This window comes from Catenulispora pinisilvae (assembly GCF_015356865.1).
Lineage (GTDB): Bacteria > Actinomycetota > Actinomycetes > Streptomycetales > Catenulisporaceae > Catenulispora > Catenulispora pinisilvae.
Genome location: NZ_JAAFZA010000007.1, coordinates 21,423 through 39,021, shown reverse-complemented (window position 1 = coordinate 39,021; position 17,599 = coordinate 21,423). Strand labels below are relative to the sequence as shown.

At 69.0% G+C, this 17,599-nt stretch carries 16 protein-coding genes and 1 pseudogene; 9 read left to right on the top strand and 8 right to left on the bottom strand.

Annotation, left to right across the window (positions count from 1 at the left end; genetic code table 11):
• The first annotated feature begins 8 nt into the window (after window positions 1-8).
• Window positions 9-1,844 (top strand): non-ribosomal peptide synthetase, encoded by a 1,836-nt coding sequence (locus IZR01_RS03635; protein WP_194922872.1) that lies wholly within the window; start codon window positions 9-11, stop codon window positions 1,842-1,844.
• Between the two features lie 16 nt (window positions 1,845-1,860).
• The gene (locus tag IZR01_RS03630) at window positions 1,861-3,621 is read left to right on the top strand and encodes an NAD(P)/FAD-dependent oxidoreductase (RefSeq protein ID WP_194922871.1); all 1,761 of its coding nucleotides are present in this window, start codon (window positions 1,861-1,863) and stop codon (window positions 3,619-3,621) included.
• Between the two features lie 175 nt (window positions 3,622-3,796).
• Here IZR01_RS03630 and IZR01_RS52960 read toward each other — a convergent pair whose 3' ends face one another.
• Both IZR01_RS52960 and IZR01_RS03620 read right to left on the bottom strand, forming a co-directional pair.
• On the bottom strand, window positions 3,797-4,561 hold the full coding sequence (locus IZR01_RS52960) for a Rieske (2Fe-2S) protein (protein WP_194891605.1): 765 nt from the start codon (window positions 4,559-4,561) through the stop codon (window positions 3,797-3,799).
• Window positions 4,558-5,109 (bottom strand): RNA polymerase sigma factor, encoded by a 552-nt coding sequence (locus tag IZR01_RS03620; RefSeq protein WP_194922870.1) that lies wholly within the window; start codon window positions 5,107-5,109, stop codon window positions 4,558-4,560. The genes IZR01_RS52960 and IZR01_RS03620 overlap by 4 nt, the downstream gene beginning before the upstream one ends.
• Window positions 5,110-5,367: 258 nt before the next feature.
• Between IZR01_RS03620 and IZR01_RS03615 the strand changes: the two genes are divergently transcribed.
• From IZR01_RS03615 to IZR01_RS03605, 3 genes are read left to right on the top strand one after another with little or no spacing between them, the layout of a single operon-like run.
• Window positions 5,368-5,868: a cupredoxin domain-containing protein gene (locus tag IZR01_RS03615; protein WP_228553832.1), complete on the top strand. Its 501-nt coding sequence runs from the start codon at window positions 5,368-5,370 to the stop codon at window positions 5,866-5,868.
• Window positions 5,865-6,842 (top strand): metallophosphoesterase family protein, encoded by a 978-nt coding sequence (locus IZR01_RS03610; protein ID WP_228558883.1) that lies wholly within the window; start codon window positions 5,865-5,867, stop codon window positions 6,840-6,842. Before IZR01_RS03615 ends, IZR01_RS03610 begins: the two co-directional genes overlap by 4 nt.
• Window positions 6,839-7,318, top strand: a complete 480-nt coding sequence (locus IZR01_RS03605) for a hypothetical protein (protein ID WP_194922869.1) — start codon at window positions 6,839-6,841, stop codon at window positions 7,316-7,318. Before IZR01_RS03610 ends, IZR01_RS03605 begins: the two co-directional genes overlap by 4 nt.
• A 229-nt stretch (window positions 7,319-7,547) precedes the next feature.
• Here IZR01_RS03605 and IZR01_RS03600 read toward each other — a convergent pair whose 3' ends face one another.
• Window positions 7,548-8,264 carry a hypothetical protein gene (locus tag IZR01_RS03600; protein ID WP_194922868.1) on the bottom strand — a complete coding sequence of 239 codons (717 nt, stop codon included), beginning with the start codon at window positions 8,262-8,264 and terminating at the stop codon, window positions 7,548-7,550.
• Between the two features lie 168 nt (window positions 8,265-8,432).
• Complete coding sequence (locus IZR01_RS03595) at window positions 8,433-9,617, bottom strand: alpha/beta hydrolase (RefSeq protein WP_323746084.1); 1,185 nt, start codon at window positions 9,615-9,617, stop codon at window positions 8,433-8,435.
• 239 nt (window positions 9,618-9,856) lie between these two features.
• Between IZR01_RS03595 and IZR01_RS03590 the strand changes: the two genes are divergently transcribed.
• Both IZR01_RS03590 and IZR01_RS03585 read left to right on the top strand, forming a co-directional pair.
• Complete coding sequence (locus IZR01_RS03590) at window positions 9,857-11,110, top strand: hypothetical protein (protein WP_194891610.1); 1,254 nt, start codon at window positions 9,857-9,859, stop codon at window positions 11,108-11,110.
• Window positions 11,094-11,897 carry an alpha-ketoglutarate-dependent dioxygenase AlkB gene (locus IZR01_RS03585; protein ID WP_194891611.1) on the top strand — a complete coding sequence of 268 codons (804 nt, stop codon included), beginning with the start codon at window positions 11,094-11,096 and terminating at the stop codon, window positions 11,895-11,897. Before IZR01_RS03590 ends, IZR01_RS03585 begins: the two co-directional genes overlap by 17 nt.
• Before the next feature lie 1,552 nt (window positions 11,898-13,449).
• On the opposite strand, the gene IZR01_RS03580 is transcribed toward IZR01_RS03585, so the two are convergent.
• The 4 genes and pseudogenes from IZR01_RS03580 to IZR01_RS03570 all read right to left on the bottom strand — a co-directional run bounded on the left by IZR01_RS03580 (window position 13,450) and on the right by IZR01_RS03570 (window position 16,238).
• Window positions 13,450-14,145, bottom strand: a complete 696-nt coding sequence (locus IZR01_RS03580; protein ID WP_438939687.1) for a M24 family metallopeptidase — start codon at window positions 14,143-14,145, stop codon at window positions 13,450-13,452.
• A 6-nt stretch (window positions 14,146-14,151) separates the two neighbouring features.
• Window positions 14,152-14,472 (bottom strand): annotated as a pseudogene (locus IZR01_RS54045) (gamma-glutamylcyclotransferase family protein); the annotation flags it as partial.
• Window positions 14,473-14,665: 193 nt separating this feature from the next.
• Window positions 14,666-15,496: a MerR family transcriptional regulator gene (locus tag IZR01_RS03575; RefSeq protein ID WP_194891613.1), complete on the bottom strand. Its 831-nt coding sequence runs from the start codon at window positions 15,494-15,496 to the stop codon at window positions 14,666-14,668.
• Window positions 15,497-15,629: 133 nt separating this feature from the next.
• A complete protein-coding gene (locus tag IZR01_RS03570) occupies window positions 15,630-16,238 on the bottom strand; it encodes an NAD(P)-dependent oxidoreductase (protein ID WP_194922866.1) in 609 nt (202 codons plus the stop codon).
• 125 nt (window positions 16,239-16,363) lie between these two features.
• Between IZR01_RS03570 and IZR01_RS03565 the strand changes: the two genes are divergently transcribed.
• Together IZR01_RS03565 and IZR01_RS03560 are read left to right on the top strand one after the other, a co-directional pair.
• Window positions 16,364-16,864 carry a winged helix-turn-helix transcriptional regulator gene (locus tag IZR01_RS03565; protein ID WP_228558882.1) on the top strand — a complete coding sequence of 167 codons (501 nt, stop codon included), beginning with the start codon at window positions 16,364-16,366 and terminating at the stop codon, window positions 16,862-16,864.
• A gap of 54 nt (window positions 16,865-16,918) precedes the next feature.
• Window positions 16,919-17,545, top strand: a complete 627-nt coding sequence (locus tag IZR01_RS03560; protein ID WP_194891615.1) for a nuclear transport factor 2 family protein — start codon at window positions 16,919-16,921, stop codon at window positions 17,543-17,545.
• Window positions 17,546-17,599 lie beyond the last annotated feature (54 nt).

Sequence of the window (17,599 nt, the reverse complement as noted above, 5' to 3'; positions counted from 1 at the left end):
GCGAGGGCATGGGGGACGACATGGGGATGGACAGCATGGGGACGCTGCACGGCCTGGTGGAGGACCGCGTCGGCCGGGCACCGGAGGCGGTGGCGGTGGAGTACGAGGGCCGGACGATCGCCTACGGGGAGCTGAACAGCCGGGCCAACCGGCTCGCGCGCCATCTGCGCGAGGTCAGCGGGGTGCGGCCGGACGACCCGGTGGTGATCTCGGCCCGGCACCCGCCGGACGTGGTGGTGGCCGTCCTGGCCGTGCTCAAGGCCGGCGGCGCCTACGTGCCGCTGGACCCGGACAACGCCCCGGGCCTGACCCGGCGGATGATCGAGGCGGTGGCGCCGAGGGCGGTGCTCATCGAGTCCGGCACGGCCGCCGGCGCGGCGTTCTTCGACGGCGACCTGTTCGTCCTGGACGTCATGGCCCCGCAGACCGTTCTGGATACGAACCCGACTCCGGCGGCCGGCCCCGGCGATCTGGCCTACATCCTGCACACGTCGGGGACGACCGGAACGCCGCGCGCGGTGGCGGTGGAGCATCGCGCGGTCCTGAATACCGTGCGCTGGCGGAACGCGTACTACGGCTTCGCTCCGGGCGATGTGCATCTCGCGATACCGGGTCCGACCTTCGACAGCTCGGTCGAGGACATTTTCTGCGCCCTGGCCTGCGGCGCGCGGCTGCTGCTACCCCGGCGCGACCAGATCACGGACCGGTCGTATCTGGTCGATCTGGTGGATCGTCAGGGTGTCTCGCACTTCCTGATCACCCCGTCCTTGTACCACCGCCTGCTCTCCGGTCTGGATCGGACCACCGCCTCGGCGCTGCGGAGCGTCACCGTGGCCGGGGAGCAGTTGTCCCTTGATCTGGTGCGGGAGCACTACCGGCGGCTTCCCGGGACCCGGCTGTTCAATGAGTACGGGCCCTGCGAGAACTCGGTGTGCTCGACGGTCCAGCTGCTCGCCGCCGATGCCGAGCGGGTGCTGATCGGGCGGCCGATCGACGGGGTCGCGGCGGTCGTGCTCGATGAGAAGGGGGCCGAAGCCGCCGCCGAGGAGGTCGGGGAGCTCTATCTCGGCGGCGCCGGGCTGGCGCGTGGATATCACCGGGAACCCGCCCTGACCGCTGAGAAGTTCACGGCTCGCCCCTCCGGCGCTGTGCCGGGGTCTGGGGCTGTGGCTCAGTCTGGGTCTTGTACGGGTTCTGGTTCTCGGGTGTATCGCACCGGGGATCTCGTGCGCCGGCTCTCAGACGGGACCCTGGAGTTCCTGGGGCGGGCGGACCGGCAGCTGAAGATCCGGGGCCGGCGGGTCGAGCCGGCCCAGATCGCCGCCTGTCTCACCGAGGACGCGTCGGTGCGCGAGGCGTACATCCTGTGCCAGGACTCTGAGTCGGGAACGCCCCGGCTGGTGGCGTTCGTCGTCGGCGCGCGGGCCGATGACGTGCCGCGGCTCAGGGGCCTGGCGGCCGAGCGGCTGCCGGCGTACATGGTCCCGGCGGACGTGATTCCGGTCGACGAGCTGCCGCTGACCGGGCACGGCAAAGTGGACGAGAAAGCGTTGGCCGCGTTGGCCTGCCCGGTCGACGGCTCGCCCCGCGCCGCCGCCCCGAGCCCGGTCCAGGCGTGCCTGCTCGACGTGTGGAAGCGGATCCTCGGCCACGGCGGGTTCGGCCTGGACGACGACTTCTTCGCGGTCGGCGGCGACTCGCTCAGCGTCATGGACCTGGTCGCCGAACTGGAGAGCCTGCTCGGGGTCCGCGTGGACAGCGCGCAGCCCTACATCAGCCGGACCATCCACGATCTGGCACGGGTCGTCGAGACGTCGCCCCGTATCCAACCTTCGGATTCTTGAGTCAAGGGGTGCTGCCGTGACGGCGTTCAAGGGAGTCGACTTCGATGTGGTCATCGCCGGCGGCGGCCTGGCCGGCCTGTGTCTGGCGATACAGCTCAGGCAAGCGCGCCCGCAAGCCTCGGTCCTGGTTCTTGAGCGCGAGCGCTCGCCGATCCCCTTGTCCGCACACAAGGTCGGCGAGTCGTCGGTCGAGGTCGGCGCGTATTACTTCGCACAAGTCTTGGGCCTGCACAAGTATTTGGAGAGCGAGCAGCTGGAGAAGCTGGGGCTCCGCTACTTCTACGGCGGCCGGCCCGCGATCCAGGACGAGCCGGAGTTCGGTGTCGAGCGGTTCCTGCCGGCCAAGTCCTATCAGCTCAACCGCGGGTCGTTGGAGGAACACCTGCGGGAGGTGGCGGTCCAGGCCGGGGCCGGGTTGGAACAGGGCGTCCGGGTCGAGGCGATCGAGCTCGGTCGGGATGGCGAACCGCACCGGGTGAGCGTCCAGCGCGATGCTGATGCTGATGGCCACACCCACGTACCCACTGCCGGCGCCGAACCGGCACCGCGCTCGGTCTCCTGTCGCTGGGTGGTGGACGCGACCGGCCGCCACCGGCTGCTGCAACGCAAGCTCGGGCTCGGGAAGCAGTACTCGAAGAAGCACAACGCGGTCTGGTTCCGGCTCGACGGCCGGCTCGACATCGACGCCGTGATCGGCGCCGAGCACCGGGACTGGCACGAGCGCGTGTCCGGTCCGCGCTGGCACTCCACCAATCACTTCATGTTCGACGGCGGCTGGGTGTGGGCCATCCCGCTGGCGCCGCACCACACCAGCGTCGGCATCGTGACCCGGGACGAGATGCACCCGATCACCGGCTTCAACCGGATCGGGAAGGCCGTCGACTTCGTGACCGGCCGGGTGCCGGGCTTCGGACCGGCGATGGCCTCGATGAACGTCCTGGATTTCAAGGTCCTGAGGAACTACAGCCACTCCTCGCAGCAGACGCTGTCCCCCGACCGCTGGGCCTGCGTCGGCGATGCCGGGGTCTTCGCCGACCCCTACTACTCGGTGGGCTCGAACCTGATCGGCTACGCGAACAGCTTCGTGACCGAGATGATCGGCCGCGACCTGGAGGGCCGCCTGGACCCGGCCTACGTCGCCTACGCCAACAAGTGGTTCCTGTCCCTGGCCGAGGGCCTCACCCAGAACATCCAGTCCTCCTACCCGTTCCACGGCAACGCGATGGTCATGTCCCTGAAGACCGTCTGGGACTACTACGTCGGCTGGGCCTTCTCCGACCCGCAGTTCTACGGCAAGACCTTCCTGGACGCCGCCGCCAGCACCACGCTCAGTGCCCTCGGCGCCCACGCGGTGGCCACCCAAGGCGCGGTCGTGAAGCTGCTCCAGGACTGGGCCGACACCTACCGGGGCCGCTTCGAGTTCGACTTCATCGACTACTACGACGACCTTCCCACCCTGGCCCGCTTGTTCTGCCAGAACCTGCCGACCGACCAGCCGCCCACCTTCGCGGACGTCCTGCGCAGCATCCGCGACGGCCTGGAGCGCATCGAGGAACTGGCCCACGTGATCTTCTACCTGGCGATCGAAGACGCCCGCCCGGACCTGCTCGCCCCGCTCCGCGGCCGCGGCTGGCTGAACGTCTCGGCGCTGAGCCTGAACCCGGACCGCTGGGAGAAGGACGGACTGTTCGCACCCCAGAGCCGGCCCCGCCCCGAGCAGCTGGCCGAGTTGGAGGCGGAGATGCGTCGGCTGTATCGGATTCGGGCTGATCGCTGAGCGGTTCTCGGCGCTGAGCGGTTCTGGGCGCTGAGCGGTTCTCGGCGCTGAGCGGTTCTGGGCGCTGAGCGGTTCTCGGCGCTGAGCGGTTCTCGGCGCTGAGCGGTTCTCGGCGCTGAGCGGTTCTCGGCGCTGAGCGGTTCTGGGTGCTGAGCAGTTCTCGGCGCTGCGTGAGTCACGCCTGGTTCGGCGCGTATACCTGAACGTTGCCGCCTTCGATGCGCACCGGCAGCCGGGGCAGCGCGGGCAGCGGCGAGCTGCCGTGCGGGCGGGTCAGCGGGGCTCCGGACAAGGAGAAGGTGGCGCCGTGGCAGGGGCAGACGAAGCCGTCGCCGGGGGTGTCGAGGTGGAGGCGGCAGCCTTGGTGGGTGCAGATCCCTGATACGGCCTGGACCCGGCCCGACGCTCGCCGGAGGAAACCGGACACCGCGCCGAGGTCGAACGGCAGCACCGCGCCTTCGGCGAGGTCGGCGGCGCCGGCGACGGTCTGCCAGCTGCCGATGGTGGGGGTCAGTTCCTGGTCGGCGTCGGTGGCCGGCGACTCGGACCCGGTGACGGCCCGATCGACGGCGACTCCGGCGACGCCTGCGACGACGCCGGTCGCGGTGAGTGCGGTCGCGGTCAGAAAGCGGCGGCGGCCCCGGATCCGGCGCGCCGCCGGCGACCACGCTGACGCCAGTGGCCACGCCGATGCCGGTGACCCCGATCCCCCTGACCGCGGTGCCGCCGACGCCGGCTCGGGGGCGGCGTCCTGCCGGTCGGCGACGCGCCGGCGCAGATCCTCGACGAACGCCTCGCGCGGACGCTGGGCGTCGGGCGCGGCGGCGGCCAGGTCGATGGCGGCGCGGGCGATCGCGATGTCGTCCTCGGTGGGGACGAAGTCCGCGGGACGGCGCCGGCGCAGCAGGCTTTCCACGTAGCGGTCGATCGGGCGCTTCACGACGCGTCCCCTTCCTTGTCGAGCCCCGCGGCGCGGCGCAGCGCGCGATGTTGCAGCACTTTGGCGTTGGCCACCGTCACCCCCAGCTCAGCGGCGGCGGCCTTGATGGAGTAGCCCCGCAGGAAGCGCAGCGTCAGAATCGCGCGGTGCCGTTCGGTCAGCCCGGACAGGATCGCCCCGATCCGCTCGTCCGTCCGGCCGGCGCGCTCCTCCCGGCCCGGTTCGCTGACGTCTTCCAGGCTGACGACGTCGACGTCGATCACAGTGACCTGATGCCCCAGGGTCGCCCGCCAGTGCGCGGCGAGCACGGTGCGCGCCGTGGCGAGCAGGTAGGACCGCACCTCGCCGACACTGGCCGTGGCGCGAAGCGGTCCCAGGGCGGTCAGGAACACCTGGGACGTCAGGTCTTCGGCGTCCTGGCGGTTACCGACTTTGGCGTACATGAGCCGGTAGATCCGTTCGATGTTGTCGGCGTAGATCGCCTCCCAGCCCGGATACGCGGCGGTGGGCAGGGGGCGGGGCTGCCCGAATCGCTCAGGCTGCTCCATCTGTGATCGACCTCGCAGAGCGTCTGTCGGTGCCGGAAGGTTCAAGTCTCACTGACAGATAGGGATCCGGGTTACATGACGCCGCCGGAGGCCCGCTCCTGTCGGCCGCTCCTGTAACCCCGCCGGCTATCCGTCTACGACCACGATCGAGCAGACGGAACCAGGAGCCGGAATCAGATGAATCCGAGTGCCAACCATCCGAGTGCCAACCCAAGCCCCGGCAGTCCCGGGCGGTCGCGAAAGCCGGATCTGGTCGCCATGGCGGTGGTCACCCTCGCCCTGGCGTCCGCGTGCGGCGGCGCTTCCCACCCGGCCGCCGCGAACGTCTCCACCGCGATCCGGCCGGGCAGCGGGCAGTCCCTGGCCGGCAGCCCCGGGTCGACCGCCACCGGACCGGTCACCGACGCCTCGGCGATGCCGGGCATGACGATGACGATGCCCACGGCCGGCGGCGCCACCGGTGGTGCGTCGACGGCACCGGCGGCACCCGCGGCACCGGTCGCCGGGAACGCCGTGTCGATCATGAACTTCGCCTTCTCCCCCGCCGCCCTGACCGTGGCCGCCGGGACCACCGTGACCTGGACCAATAAGGACTCTGACGCGCACACCGTCACCAGCCAGGGCGCGGGCGGCCCGCTGGGATCGGCGGCGCTGGCCACCGGACAGAGCTACTCGTACACCTTCACCAAGCCCGGAACGTACTCCTACCTGTGCACGATCCATCCGTTCATGACCGCGACGGTGACGGTGACACCATGACCGACGACTCCGCCCTGGACCAGCCGGAAGGCTCGGACGGCCCGCATGGCATGAGCCGCCGCCAACTCCTGCGCCACGCCGGCTGGTTCGGCTCCGCCGTGGTCCTCACCGTCGCCGGCGGCGAGGTGGTCAGCCACATCGCCCACGACCAGGACAGCGCCGCAGCCGCCGCCGGGACCGCCGCGGATGCCAACGCCCTGCGATTCGTCCAGATCTCCGACAGCCACATCGGGTTCACCGGGCCGGCCAACACCGACGTCACCGCCTCCTTCAGCGAGGCGATCGACCAGATCAACACCCTGGGTTTCCGGCCGGACTTCGTCATGCACACCGGAGACCTGACGCACCTGTCGACCGCCGCGCAGTTCGACCAGGTCCGGCAGATGCTGAGCGGGGTGCACACCGGACGGGTGTTCACCGTCCCGGGCGAGCACGACTCGGTGGACGACTCCGGGCGCGCCTACCGCCAAACATTCGGCCGCGGCACGACCGGCGACGGATGGTATTCCTTCGACACCCACGGCGTGCACTTCATAGCCCTGGTCAACACCCTGAGCCTGGAGAAGCTGGGCCACCTCGGCGCCGACCAGATCGACTTCGTCCGCAGGGACGTGGCAGGGCTGAGCCCGGACACGCCGATCGTGGTCTTCAGCCACATCCCCCTGTTCGCCATGTATCCGGCGTGGGGCTGGGGCACCGACGACGCCATGCAGGTCCTGGCCCTGCTGCGCAGGTTCGGATCGGTCACCTGTCTCAACGGGCACGTCCACCAGCTGTTCAGCAAGACCGAGGGCAACGTCACCTTCCACTCCGCCACCACCACCGCCTATCCCCTTCCGGCTCCGGGCAAAGCTCCGGGCCCGACCCCGCAGGTCCTGCCGGCCGGGCATCTCAAGGACGCGCTGGGCATCCGCACTGTGACGTACAAGTCCGGCGCCACGTCGTTGGCCGTCACGGACGCGAGGCTGGCATGAGGACCTTAACTCGGACCGGAATCGGAACCAGAACGAGAACCAGAACCAGAACCCTGACTGACATCGGCCTACGCGGCGCGGCAGCCGTCACCCTGACCATCAGCGGCTACATCCACGCCCAGCTCTACATCACCGGCTACCGCTTCGTCCACATCGTGGGCGTCCTCTTCCTCCTCCAGGCCAGCGCCTCCTTCGCCCTGGCGGCGCTCCTACTACTCGACAGCCCGCTCCTGCTACGACTCGGCGCGGCCGGCGCGGCAGCCGGCGCCCTCGGCGGATTCGCCGCTTCGCGCACGATCGGCGTGTTCGGCTTCACGGAGCACGGATGGCAACCCTCGCCGCAGTCGCTGATCAGCGTTCTGGTCGAGGTCGCGACGCTGCTGTTACTGGCGCCGACGTTCTTGCGGCGTGGAGCGATCACCCGCGCCGCGGCATCGGTATTCGCTGAGGGCGCGGACTCAGCCCCCGAACGGTAGGTTGCGGCCACGGGATGGCTGGGTGCGCACGCCTCGCGCGCCACGCCCACGGCGCGATTCGATTCCCGGCCGGTCCGGATCCGTGCTCCGTCACCGACCGTGCACCGCCATGGTCTGGGCCCCCGGCCGCCGGTGCCCACGACGTTTGTCACGACTTCCGTCCCCGCATGCGAAAGCAGCTAGGGCCGAGATCGATCTCGGCCCTAGCTGATGCGACGTGAGCGGGTACTTAGAGGGAGCTCAAACCGCTGCAGGAGGGGAGTGCGTTCAACGAGACGGAGAAGCTGGCGCTGCCGTCGGGGGCCGTGCAGATCTTGAGGAAGGCGGCGCCGACGCCGAGCGCGGCCGCGATGACACCGCTGACCAGGGCGGCGTTCGGGACTGCCATAGCGACCAGGACCGGGGTGACGAGCGCGGCGACAGCCGCTCCGAAGGCGACGACGCTCTCGATCTCGGTGACGGCGTCCTTGGACAGGCTCAGCTCGACAGAGGTGCTGCCGATGGTCAGGGTCACCCCGGGCGCGATCTGGATGACCTTGTCCTGGGCGGCGGCCGGGATGGCCATGGGGACCGAGACGGCTGTGCCCTGGTGGGCGGCGCCGGCAGCGGCGACAGCGGCGGTGCCGGTGTCCAGGAACTGGTTCAGGCCGGCGACGATGGTGCCTTCGGCGCTCAGCGCCTGGCCGCTGACGCCGGCCTTCTGGGCGGCGAACGTGTCGATGCTGACGTGTCCGTCGCTGACCTGGACGTAGCGCGCCGCGTCCATCATCGCCGTGTTGGACACGCCGCCCTCGCCGGGCCGGGCGGCGGCGCTGGCCGGGCCGGCGGCGGCCGCGACCATCGAGGCGCTGATGGCGGCGGCCGTGACCAGCGGCACGGCGCGCCGCAGGCGCTTGGTGCCGGTCTTGGCGTGCTTGCCACGGACGGTCGGTTCGTTGGTGCTCACAGTTGGGCCCTTCTCAATGGTTGATGATGAAGCATTGACCGGAAGTGTCACATCGCCTTTTCATAATCCGAACACAGCGATCGCACATCGCGTCGAATCCACCCGCTGCCGCCGTTCGCGCTGCTGAGCGGGCCAGGTGGGGGCTTCGTGCGGGGCGGCGGCGCCTGTTCAACTGCCGCTTGTGATGCCGAACGCCTGTTGCAGGCGCGGAATCAGGTCGGCCATGTCCGCGTCCCAGCACGTGACGTCATGACCGCCGTCGCAGTGGCCCCATCCGGCGCCGCCGCCGTAGTCCTTGAAGTAAGGGTGCTGACCCGCCGCGGTCAGGGCGGCCGCGAAGTGCTGGGAGGAGCTCTCCAGCCACCACTCCCGGTAGTCCCCTCCCGGTCCGTTGCCGTTGCCGGTGTAGATGGAGACGTTCATCCCGGCGAAGGCCGCGGCGTGCTGAGTGGGATCGGCGGCGTTCCACAGGGAGTCGTTGAACGGCGGGGTCACCGACACCGGATACGGGGAGCCGAACAACGCGTCGCTGCTGACGGCCGGCTGGTAGGGGTCGTTCACCGGGTGACACGCGCTCCAGTCCGAGGTGCCGGGGAGCAGGCCGCTGGTGACGCCGGACAACGCCCCGAGCGCATCGGTGAGAGAGGCGACGACGATCTCGCGCAGGACCATCTCGTTGCGCGACAGATCGGCGTCCCCTGACAAGCTCGCCACCTGGCTGAACAGGTCGGGGTGCAGCTGCGCGAGGTGGAGCGCGCCGAAGCCGCCCATGGAGACCCCGGCGATGGCCCGGTGCTGCTTGTCCGCGACGGTGCGCAGGTTGGCGTCGATGAACGGGACCACCTGCTGGACTTCGAAGTTCTCCCAGTTTTGGGCGCCGAGCGCGGTGGACTGGTCGCGCCAGTTGGAGAACCACCCGCGTCCGCCGTCGGGCATGACGATGATCATCCCCGACGTCCCCTTCAGCGCGTTGAGCTGCGGGAAGCCGGCGCTGTCGAAGTAGTCGCAGGGGTCGCCGGGAGAGCCGGTGAGCAGGTACAGGACGGGGTACCGCTTGGTCGGGTTGCTGTAGTAGTCGGCCGGCAGGCTGATCCGGATGTGGTGCCCGAGCATCCCGGTGTCGTTGGCGACCTGCGCCGACGACACCGTGATGGTGAAGTCGGTGGCGGTCGGGGCGGGCACGCCGGGATTGGACAGGGACGGATCGTCGACCTGCGTCAGCCCGTAGCCGTCGGTCAGAACGGGCGGGCCGGAGGGATCGGCGTGCGCGGCGCTGGGGCCGACGATCGCGCCGGCGGCCGCGAGGGAGGCGGCGGCGAACGTCGCCGCGGTGATGGCTAGCCGTTGTTTCACGGAGCGCTCCTGAACAGGGAATGTCGCAGAGGGCTGATAGAACAGGCCTCGGCGTTGACCGGTGGCGGCCGGTGGTGGCCGAACTCGAAGTGTCATCCCGGCTGTTCACAATCCGAGCACAGTCATCGCACGGCCAAGGCCGTTGACGTGCCGCCGCGTCTGGTCGGCATGAGACACAGCGCCTGAGGGGCGACAGCCGCCTGGCCCGGCTGTCGGACCCGTGAGAGCATCAAGGTCCAATGAAGACATCACGGCTGACCCAAACCCGCATCGACGACACGGGCAGCATCCTGGTCGCGCCTTCGTCGTCGGCTGACGACGGCTTCGACCTGGTCAGGGACTTCTTCGGATCCGTGATCACGCCAGAGGACCTTGCCTCCGGTTCGTCCGATGTCACGCGCAAGACCGTCTACCTGTGTGGCGACATCTCGGCGGTCAGCGAGCGCCGGCTGCATGCGGCCGACCGCGTCTTCGTCGTCCGGGAGCTGTCACCGGAGTACCGCGAGGACGTCGACGGTCCCTGGGCCGTGGTCGGCCTAGGCCGGGTTCCCGTCCGCGTCCACGGGGTCGGCGTGTACTACCGCCGCTTCTTCGACCCCGGTGACGATCACTTCGGGCGGATCCGTGCCGAGCACGAGTTCCAGTCGCTGACGGAGTCCACCAAGCCTGGAACGGCCCATCGCAGCGGAATCTATCTGACGCCTGTCACCCAAGACGGTGACGAGTTCCATTTCCGCCTGCTCCGGTGTTCCACGAACTTCTCGGGGCCGACCGAGGGTTTCCACCCGACCGACACGAGCATCGTCGAGGCGCTGAACCGCGAGGCCGCCGCCGTCTTCCAGGACCCGGCACCGCTGAACCACGTCCTGGCCCAGATCTACCACAACACGCTCGCCACGGCCGAGCGCAAGCAGGCCAAGGCCAAGATCTCCTCGCACGCCGACAAGACCAAGGACATGCCCGGCAACGGCATCATGGCCTTCTGTACCTTCTACGAAGGGCTCGACAAGCTGCGGCCCCTGGCCGGCGACGCCTTCGACTACGGCGTGAAGAACGCCAGCGGGATGACCAGACTCCAGTTCCGTCTCAAGGATCCGATCGGAGAAGGCGGTGGCGATGGCGATGGCGATGGCACGGCGTTGCCCTCGCAGTTCTCTGTCACCCTCTATCCCGGCTCGGTGTTCTTCATGCCGCTGTCCACCAATCGCCTCTACACCCACGAAATCCGGCCCTCGACCCTGGGCGCCGAGCTGCTCCCGACCCGCCTGGGATATGTCGTGCGTTGCTCGAACGCCGAAGCCCTTCACCGGGACGGCCAGACGTTCCTCAAGATGGCCGGGGATCTGGTGAAGCTCGAACCGCCCACGCCGGAAGGCATGGATGAGCTGCGCAGGCTGTACGCCGAGGAGAACAGGACTTCGTCCTTCATCGACTACGGCGACGACATCCTGTTCAGCATGAACGCGGGAGATTACGTTGCCCCGCGAGCCTAGGATCTCGGAGGAGATCATCTCTTGCGCTCTGCCGGCCGAGGAAGATCTCTTCACGGAGCTGTACGCCTCGGTCGGTTGGGAAGACGTGGGAAAGGGCCGACAGGGCGCGGTGCTCGCCAAGAGCGACGAGACGGGTGGGGTACCGCTCGTGCGCACCACCACTCGATACGGCAGCCCGGCACAGCGTTTCCAGGCGATCCACGAGCGGTTGGCGCAACAGATCCAGGAACGCGCGGCGCTCCCGGTCGGGTTCAACAACGCTCTGATCGAGACGTATACGAACGCTTACAAAACCATGGGCGGCCATTCCGACCAGGCCCTGGATCTGGCCGACGACTCGTTCATCGCCGTCTTCTCCTGCTACCGGCATCCCGAAGCCGGCCCGCCAAGGAAGCTGATCTTCGAGTCCAAGGAGCCCGGCGACGAGAAGTTCGATGACGAGAAGTTCGAAATCCCCCTCATTCACAACGGCGTCGTCGCATTCTCGGTCGCCACGAATCGACGGCTCAAGCACAGAATCGTGTTGGACACGCCCGGCCAGGCGCCGGACAACCAACGGCTGGCGGACAACCGATGGCTGGGCGTCACCTTTCGAACATCGAAGACCCTCGTTCGGTTCCGTGACGGGGACGTGTACCTTCCACACGGCGCGCGCCTCACGTCGGCCGACGAGGAGCAGAAGCAGGAGTTCTACCAGCTGCGGCGCCGTGAGAACCACGAGACGGGCTTCGTCTATCCCCTGCTGACGTACACCATCAGCGACAGTGATCTGATGCCGCCGGTCTGATCTCGGTCCTTACGGGTTCTCACGGGTTTTCACAGGTCGACCTGACCTAGTTGTGGCTTGTGGCTTGTGGCTTGCGGTTGGTGTGTTGATTAAAGGCATTTTTACGGAACTACCTGGTATTGACTAATCACGGATCGAGACGCAGTTCGCTGTGCCGCTCGATGCGCGTAGGCGGCCGCCGGTTGTGTAGGTGGTGCGCGGCAGTCCGAGTCACTGCGCACACGTTGTGTTAGCGGCAATCGGCGCGTGTGGTGGGCGCCTAAAGTCAACGGCAGGCGCCTCCGGCGGGGGCTCTCGGCTCCCTCGGGGAACTGGCGCGGTTCCATAGGGTGGCCGAGCCAGTCTCAGCGGCGGCGGTCCCTGAGGTGGCTACGGTCCGTTCCCCTCGCTCGCGTCGTCAGCCCCAAGGGGTACAGCGCCGAACCCCGGGAGTAAAGTCCGCGCCCTTACGGTAAGTGGGCAGGTGGCGGCTGCGTACAGCGCGAACTTGACTCCCGAGAACCGGCACTGTAGGCAAAGCCCTGCCGACGCGACCGAGGGGAACGAACCGAAAACCGACCGGAAGAATAGCAACCGCAGGGCCCGTAGACGCGGGCTGGGCAGTGCCGCCGCCGGTGAGGCCCTGGCGACGGGCCGGTAGTCAGTTAGTTGAGAACATGCCCGGGTGCGGCATCCAACATCGGACCGGCTGCGCTCGCAGCAGTCTGCCGCCGACTGCCGACATCCCCCCAGCGCGCACCTTGCTATCCGCCAGCATCCGCCTTGGCGGCCAGGCAAGCCCGCGCCCGCATCTGCACTCGCACTCGCACTCGCACTCGCCAGCCTAGAATGCGCACTCTGGGACTGCCGCGTCGCCAGGCGCTGGACCGGCGGCCGAGCTCGCCGAGTCGCCGGTACCGCACCACTGGGCTTTGCACCTATCCGGTCGGTTTTCGGTTCGTTCCCCTCGGTCGCGTCGGCAGGGCTTCGCCTACAGTGCCGGTGGCCGGGAGTCAAGTTCGCGCTATCAAAACCGCCGCTTCCACGCCCGACCGCAAGCGCGCGGACTTTACTCCCGGACACCGGTGCTGTACCCCTTGGGGCTGACGACGCGAGCGTGGGGAACGAACCGCAACCACCTCACAAACCGCCGCCGCAGGGCCCTGACCGGACCACCCTATGGAACCGCGCCAGTTCCCCGAGGGAGCCAAGAGCCCCCGCCGGAGGCGCCGGGCTCTTCATCACAGTTCTTGACCTTGATCTGGCCCTTGATCTTGATCTGGTTCTTGATCTGGTTCTTGATCTGGTTCTTGATCTGGCTGTTGATCTGGCTCTTGTTCCAACTTGCCGGAGTGGAAGAGGCCTGAGGCGGGGCGGGGTCGTGAACGCGAAGACCGGCAGCCGACAAACACACCCACCGACTCGAACCCCGAACCGGCACAACCATGACCGAAGGCCGTAAAATGCCTTAAAACCGACAAACAAACCGCAACCCGGCCCGCAAACTCCAGCCCCAAAAGAAACCCCGCAGCGTTGCCTCAGTAGCGTTGCCTCAGCAGCGGGTCATCAGTCCTCACAAGTCAAGAAGCTGCTCGTAGAACCCACCAAACCCACGCTCCGCATCAACCAGATGAATCTCCAGGATCCAGTGACACCTGCGCCCGAGCCGGTCGGTGCGGCGCATCGGCGTGGTGTTGCCCGGGGCGATGTAGGACTCGATGTCGGCGCCGTCGATCTTCTCGTGCGGGAACTCGCCGACGAGGTGGCCGCAGTGGTCGTTGCCGAACGTCCAGCCCCGCTCGCGGGCCAGCCGGCCGATCTCGGCGTACAGCTCGGCGCCGGTGAGCTCCGGGTGCTCGGCGAAGAAGGCGCGGCCGGCGGCGAAGACCTGGGGCAGGTCGGCCGCGAGCCGGTGCTTGATCGGGTCCTCGCCCAGGACGTAGGTGCGGCCGAGGTCGGCTTCGAACTCGGCGAAGATCGGGCCGAAGTCGGCGAAGGCGATGTCGTCGGCCTCGATGATCCGGTCCGGCGGGTTCTCGCGGTAGGGCTGGAGCGTGTTGGGTCCGGCCCGGACGATGCGCTTGTGCCAGTGCCGGGTGGTGCCGAACAGTTCGTTCGCCAGGTCCCGGATCTCCTGGCTCGCCTGTCGTTCGGCCACACCGGCCCGGATGATGCCGCGCCTGCCGACCTCCGCGAACAAGGCTTCGGCGTTGGCCTGGGCCGCGACCAGCCGTTCCACGCGCAGCGCCTCGGCGGTCGCGGCGTCGATGTAGACCCAGGCCTGTTCCCCGGAACGCAGAGCGAGGCTGAACCGGGTGTAGTCGTCGGCCTCGTAGGCGTCGGCCGCCTCGAGTTCGGCCGCGGTGACGGTGAACACGGTGCCCTCGACGACATCGGCGAGCTCGTCGGACCGCACAGCGACCGGATGCAGACCGCTTCCACTGTCGGCGATCACCGCCGAGTCGGTGATGGTCACGGTCTCCAGCCGGAATCCCGGCAGCCCGTCCGCGCGACCCGGCAGCTCACGGCCGAACCGTGCTTGCTGAACGCCGGGCAGGCGGAGGGTCCCGTAGGAGAACAACAGCTGATCGGGCATGGTGCAAACCCCTGGAGCTCGGCCGACATCTTCGGTGGGGGTGGTTCGCGCTGTCCATCGGCGCTCGGGAGTGACCATGATATCGGTGGGCGGGGGCCGGTGGCGGACGCACTCGGCCTGACCGTCGAGGAAGCGGTGTTCGAGTTCGGGCTGATCTCGCCGACCTCGTCGCGGATCTCGCCGCCGGCCGGATTCAGCTCAGGACGATGGCGAATTCCCCGTCGGGCCCGGCCGGCCCGTTGGCCGGGTTGAAGATCAGCAGCAGCCGTACACCGCCGGCGGGCTCACGCTGGTGTTCCACGGCCCAGGCGAACAGGGCCCCGACGGCGAGCTCGACCTCGGTCCCGCTGCCCGACCCGATGGGTGTGCTCTGGCGGATGAACGCCTCCTGGTGCGCGGGCTCGGTGCGCAGCGTGAGATCGGGGAAGCCGGCGGCGATCTGCTCGGCCTGATCCTCCGGCACCGGCCAGCACCACTCCACCGGCCCGTCGCTGTCCCCGCTCACCTCGCCGTAGTAGATCGTGAACGGCGCTCCGGCGATCCCCTCGGGCCGGGGCACGCCGCCGCGGGCCAGGCGGTGGATGAACAGTTCCCGGCTCGCGGCCAGCAACTCGTCCTGGTGGATCCGGCGCAGTTTGCTGAGCAGGGTGCGGGCGGGCATGTCGCGGACTGTGACCTCGTACATGGTGGGCTTCTCTCCGTGGAGGTGGTCAACGAGGTCGCCCATCAGTTGCCGCTGAGCCTCATGCTCGAGCTCGGACCCGGCCCAGTAGGCGCGGATCTCCTCGGCCACGGCCGCCGGTTCCAGGGCCAGGATGTCCCGGATCCCGGCGAGCGGGACCCGGACCCGGCGCAGGGCCGTGACCAGCCGGGCCCGTTCCAGCTGCGTCTCGGCGTACCAGCGGTAGCCGGTGTCCGGGTCGACGCGCGCGGGCCGCAGGAGCCCGAGTTCGTCGTACAGGCGCAGCGCCTTGGGCGACAGGCGCGACAGGCGCGCGAACTCGCCGATGCTGAGCAGGCCCATGGACGGCTCCCTCGTTCCGGGCGGGATGCCCGGTCACTCCCCACTCTGTGGCTTCCCCAATGGTCAAGGTCAAGACCGGGGGCAAGGCCGAGGTCGATGTGCGAGTCCGCGGGTCCGCGAATCCGCGGGTCCCTCAGTTGGCCGCGGTGAACCGCCGGCGCCGGTAGGCGGGCTTGTCGACCTCATCCAGCAGAGCGACCGCGTAGTCCTCGGCCGAGATCGTGTCGCCGGCCGGGGTGTCCGCCTCGGTCTTGTACGAGCCGGTGCGCTCACCCGGCTGGATCACCGGCGCCGGGCTGAAGAAGGTCCAGTCGACGCTGTCGCCCAGCCCGCGAATGTAGTCCAGACCCTCGGCCGCGATCAGCGCCTCGGCCTTGTACACGTCGGGGAATCCCGGGTCGTCGACCAGGCGGTGGCCGTTCGCCAGCAGCGAACCGGCGCCGCCGACGACGATCAGGCGGGCCTCGCCGGCCGTCGCGGCCAGGGTGCGCAGCTGGGCCAGGTACTCGCGCCGGTCGCCGCCGGTGCGGCTGGGGCCGATGGCCGAGACCACGACGTCGGCCTGGCCGGCGACGCGTCGGGCCAGCTCGGTGTCACCGGCGTCGCCCTGGACCGCGTGCACACCCTCGGGCAGCGCGCCGCCGGAGCGGGTGATGCCGGTGACCTCGTGGCCGCGGGACAGCGCCTCGGCCACCACCCGGCTGCCGATCATGCCGGTGGCTCCGTAGACCGCGATCTTCATGCTCGTGTCTCCCTCGTTCTGGCTTCCAGTGTGCTTCCAGCGGCTGGTACCGGCCCGTTCCGAGCGGTACTGGCAGCGACAGTAACCATCAGTTACTGATTACTTCAACGTGCTATAAGTACCTCATGGTTACTATTGCCGCACCCAGGCTGGTCGGCCGGCTCCGGGCCGAGCGCGAGACCAGGGAGAACGGGGAAGACGGGGAGAACGGGGAGCCACGCGGGGATCTGTTCGACGCCGACTGCCCGACCCGGCTCCTGCTGGACCGGATCGGCGACAAGTGGACCGTCCTGGTCGTCCTGCTGCTCTCCGACGGCCCGATGCGCTTCACCGAGCTGCGCACGCACCTCGGCCGCGTCGCCCCGAAGGTGCTGACCCAGTCGCTGCGCCGGATGGAGCGCGACGGGCTCCTCACCCGGCAGGTCTTCGCCGAAGTGCCGCCGCGGGTCGAGTACACGCTCACCGGGCTGGGGCACTCCCTGGCCGAGCCGATCGCGGTGATCGGCGACTGGGCCGAGGTGAACATGCCGCGGTTCACCGCCGCGCGGCAGGCGTACGACGCCGCGCACAACACCGCACACGACACCGCATACGACACCGCGCATCCGGTCGTCGCGGGGCAGTGAACGAACCCGCCAAGCAGCAAGTCCCAAGTCCCAAGCCATCCCGAGGAGGCTCCCATGCCCGAAAACCACCCCGACAGCCACCCCGCCGCCGACCGCCTCGCCGACCGTCAGGCCATCAGCGACCTGATGACCGGCTGGATCCACCGCGACCGGCAGGACTGGGACACCCTGGCCACCTTGTTCCACGAAGACGCGACCCTCAGGGTCATGTGGTTCTCCGGCCTGGCCCACGACTTCATCGAAGGTTCGCGCCGGATGGCCGAGGGCCCGTTGCGCAACAAGCACTTCATCGGCAACCCGACGATCGCCTTCGCCGGCGACCGGGCCTTCGTCGAGACCAACGTGATCCTGCTGGCCGACCACACCGAGCTCGGCATCGGCGCGACGGTCCACGCCCGCTTCCTGGACCGCGTCTCCCGCCGCGCCGGGACCTGGCGCATCGAGCGCCGGGACGCCGTCTACGACCTGGGCGGCTTCACCTACCCCTTCGGCCCCGCCGCCGCGCCGGAGATCGACTCCGACGCCCTGCGCGAGCGCCACCCCCGCGAATACGCCGCGCTGGCCTACCTCATCGAATCGAGCGGCATCACCGTGACCGGCCCGTTCCCCACCCGCTTCAGCGAACAGGAACGAGCCATCCTCAGCGAAGGACGCGCCTGGCTGGCGCAGTCCGGCGGCTGACAACCGAGGCCGACCGGACGCTGAGGCAACCTGGGCAAGGTCGTAGGCATCTTC